The organism is Delftia sp. ZNC0008 (genome assembly GCF_000799035.1).
GTDB lineage: Bacteria > Pseudomonadota > Gammaproteobacteria > Burkholderiales > Burkholderiaceae_C > Comamonas > Comamonas tsuruhatensis.
In genome coordinates, this window is sequence record NZ_JTKZ01000941.1 from 823 (window position 1) to 4,721 (window position 3,899).

At 66.5% G+C, this 3,899-nt stretch carries 3 protein-coding genes and 1 tRNA gene; 2 read left to right on the top strand and 2 right to left on the bottom strand.

All coding sequences use genetic code 11. The annotated features are described in order from the left end of the window. Positions 1-178: 178 nt before the first annotated feature. Both L995_RS30275 and hrcA read right to left on the bottom strand, forming a co-directional pair. Positions 179-257: transfer RNA gene (locus L995_RS30275), tRNA-Ile, on the bottom strand. Between the two features lie 67 nt (positions 258-324). Next, a complete protein-coding gene (hrcA, locus tag L995_RS30280; protein WP_016445711.1) occupies positions 325-1,329 on the bottom strand; it encodes a heat-inducible transcriptional repressor HrcA in 1,005 nt (334 codons plus the stop codon). Between the two features lie 30 nt (positions 1,330-1,359). On the opposite strand from hrcA, the gene L995_RS30285 reads away from it, so the two are divergent. Then, complete coding sequence (locus L995_RS30285) at positions 1,360-2,256, top strand: NAD kinase (RefSeq protein ID WP_046239612.1); 897 nt, start codon at positions 1,360-1,362, stop codon at positions 2,254-2,256. 2 nt (positions 2,257-2,258) lie between these two features. Beyond that, positions 2,259-3,899: DNA repair protein RecN (gene recN, locus L995_RS30290; RefSeq protein WP_047475152.1), on the top strand; the 1,641-nt coding region annotated here is incomplete at its 3' end.

Here is a 3,899-nt window from a genome sequence, read left to right on the forward strand (position 1 = left end):
AACGCTTCGCATTGTAGCAGCGGGTTTTGGAGCTTCCAGGCAAAAGCGCCATATTTCTGCAAAAAACCTGGAAGTCGCATTCAATGGCAGCCAGGCGCAGCCATGCCAGCCGGCAGCGTCGCGCCCAGCAAAAAAGCCTGCCGCCCGGAAAGGCGGCAGGCTTTCTCATACCAATGGATGGTAGGGCCTCCCAGAGTCGAACTGGGCACCAACGGATTATGAGTCCGCTGCTCTAACCAAGCATGAGCTAAGGCCCCTGATTCACCAGGGCAGCGCGGATGCACGCCATGGCAAACGGCTATTGTAGATCCTAACCTGCGCGGCTCAGCGCTTGTGGCTCAGCGCGTTGCTGACCAGCTTGGAGGTGATGTCCACGATCTGGATCATGCGGTCGTAGTGCATGCGGGTGGGGCCGATCACGCCCAGCGTGCCCACCACCTTGCCATCGAGCTCGTAGGGCGCGCTGACCACGGACAGCTCCTCGAAGGGCACGACCTGACTTTCGCCCCCGATGTAGATGCGCACACCTTCGGCCTGGCTGGAGAAATCCAGCAGTCTGAGGATCTGGGTCTTTTGCTCGAACAGGTCGAAGGCGCGGCGCAGATTGCCCATGTCGCTGGAGAAATCACTGACCGACAGCAGGTTGCGTTCGCCCGCGATGACCACGTCCTCCTGGGCACTGGTCATGGCCTCCGTGCCCACGTTGACGGCTGCCTGCATGAGGGTGGCCACCTCGCCGCGCAAAAGCTCGACCTCGCCCTTGAGGCGCTCGCGCACCTCTTCCATGGCCAGGCCTGCGTAGTGGCTGTTGAGAAAGTTCGATGCCTCGATCAGCTGGGAGGCTGAGTAATCCACGTCGGTGAAGATGACGCGGTTTTGCACGTCACCGTCGGGCGAGACGATGATGACCAGAAAGCGCCGCTCCGACAGTCGCACGAATTCGATGTGCTTGAACACCGAGGTGCGGCGCGGCACCAGCACCACGCCCACGAACTGGGAAAGGCTGGACAGCAGGTTGGCGGCGTTGGCGATGACTTTCTGCGGCTGCTCGGGCACGAGCTCGGGCGTCACGATATCTGCACGGTCCGCCGTGAGCATGGTGTCCACGAACAGCCGGTAGCCCCGGGCGGTCGGAATGCGGCCGGCCGAGGTGTGCGGACTGATGATCAACCCCAGGTCTTCGAGGTCAGCCATCACATTGCGTATCGTGGCAGGCGACAATTCAAGCCCCGACGCACGCGACAGGGTCCGCGAGCCCACAGGCTGGCCGTCAGCGATGTAACGCTCGATCAGCGCTTTGAGCAACAACTTGGCACGTTCGTCGAGCATGTGATGATTTTAATGATGTAATTTCCAGAAATGACGTCCACGTTTCGCCACGTTGCCTTGATCGGGAAATACCACGCTCCCAGCGCAAGCGCCCCGTCCGAGAATGCCAGCAACGCGCTCGAGCGCATTGCGGACTTCCTCAGGCGCCAGGGCTGCGAAGTCGTGCTTGATACCCAATCGGCCCTGCACGCAGGGCTCACAGACTACCCCACCCTCGATGTCGATGGCCTGGGCAGGCATTGCGACCTGGGCCTGGTCGTCGGCGGCGACGGCACCATGCTCGGCGTGAGCCGGCACCTGGCGCAATACGGAACGCCCCTGATCGGGGTGAACCAGGGCCGCCTGGGCTTTGTCACCGACATCGCGCTGGAGGACTTCGAGGCCACGCTCACGCCCATGCTGCAGGGCGAGTACGAAGAGGACCTGCGTCCCCTGATGTGCGCCCGCGTGATCCGCGACGGCGAATGCGTGTTCGAGGCCCTGGCCATGAACGACGTGGTGGTCAACCGCGGCGGCACCTCCGGCATGGTGGAGTTGCGCATCGAGGTCGGCGGCCGCTTTGTCTCCAACCAGCGCGCCGACGGCCTGATCGTGGCCACGCCCACGGGCTCCACGGCCTATGCGCTGTCCGCCGGCGGGCCGATGATGCATCCCTCCATCCCCGCCTGGGTGATGGCACCCATTGCGCCGCACAACCTGTCCAATCGCCCCATCGTGCTGTCCGATGCCAACGAGGTCACGATCGAAGTCGTGGCCGGGCGCGATGTCAGCGCCAATTTTGACATGCAGTCGCTGGCCTCGCTGCAGCACGGCGACCGCATCCTCGTGAGCCGCGCCCACCACAGCGTGCGCTTTCTGCACCCCAAGGGCTGGAACTACTTCGCCACGCTGCGCAAGAAACTGGGCTGGAACGAGGGAGGCGCCTGACCATGGCGCTCAAGCGCATCGTGCTGCGCGACTTCGTGATCGTGCAGGCCCTGGATCTGGACTGGCATGCGGGCTTCACCGTGCTGACCGGGGAGACCGGCGCCGGCAAATCCATCCTGATCGACGCATTGCAGCTGGCCCTGGGCGCCCGCGCCGACGCCGACGTGGTGCGCGAAGGCTGCCCCCAGGCCGACATCTGCGTGGAGTTCGACGGCTGCGCGCGGCTGCGCCCCTGGCTGGAGGCGGCAGGCCTGGCCTGCGAGGACAACAGCCTGCTGCTGCGGCGCACAGTGGACACCCAGGGCCGCAGCCGCGCCTGGATCAACGGCACGCCGGCCACGGCCACGCAGCTGCGCGCACTGGGCGAGCAGTTGATCGACATCCACGGCCAGCATGCCTGGCAAAGCCTCACGCGGCCCGACGCAGCACGCGCGCTGCTGGACGCCTATGCGGGCATAGACAGCCGCGAGGTCCAGGCCTGCTGGAGCCGCTGGAGCCAGGCACGACAAGCCCTGCAGCATGCGCAATCCGCCCAGGACAGCCTGCAGCGCGAACGCGAGCGGCTGCAGTGGCAGATCACCGAACTCGACAAGCTGGCCCCGCAGGCCGACGAGTGGGACGAGCTCAATGCCCAGCACACGCGCCTGTCGCATGCCCAGACCCTGATAGACACCGCCCAGACCACGCTGCAGATGCTGGAGGACGACGAGGCCGGCGTGATCACTCCGCTGGGCCGCGCCAGCCATCTGATACAGAACCAGGAACACCTGGAGCCCGAGTTCCAGAACATCGCCGACGTGCTGGCCTCGTGCACGGCCCAGGTGCAGGATGCGCGCCATTCGCTGCAGGCCTATCTGCGCCGCGCCGACCTGGACCCCGAACGCCTGGCCGAGCTGGATGCACGCCTGTCGCTGTGGATGCAGCTGGCGCGCCGCTACCGCCGCACGCCCGATGAGCTGCCGGCACTGCTGGCCGGCTGGCGCCAGGAGCTGCAGCAGCTGGACGCCGCCGTGGACATCGAGGCCCTGCACGCTGCAGAGCAATCCGCGCAGCAGCACTACCAGGCCAGCGCCCGGGTGCTGTCGCAGCAACGCGCCCTGGCTGCGCCGCGCCTGTCGCGCGCCATCACCCAGGCCATGCAGGGCCTGGGCATGGAAGGCGGCCTGTTCGAGGCCGCCCTGTCCACGGCCGACTCCCCCGGTGCCTTTGGCGTGGACAGCGTGGCCTTCCTGGTCGCCGGCCATCCTGGAGCCAGCCCCAAGCCGATTGCCAAGGTGGCGTCGGGCGGTGAGCTGTCGCGCATTTCGCTGGCCATTGCCGTGACCACCAGCGAGCTGGGCGAGGCCGGCACGCTGATCTTCGACGAGGTGGACTCGGGCGTGGGCGGCGCCGTCGCCGAGACCGTGGGCCGCCTCATGCATGCGCTGGGCCGATCGCGCCAGGTGCTGTCCGTCACCCATCTGCCGCAGGTCGCAGCCTGTGCCGACCACCACTATCTGGTGGCCAAGCAGCGCGCACGGCAAGGCACACTCAGCACCGTGCAGCCGCTGGACAGCGCCGCGCGCGAGGCAGAGCTGGCCCGCATGCTGGGCGGCGAGCGCCAGTCCGAAACCACGATGGCCCATGCCCGCGAAATGACGCGG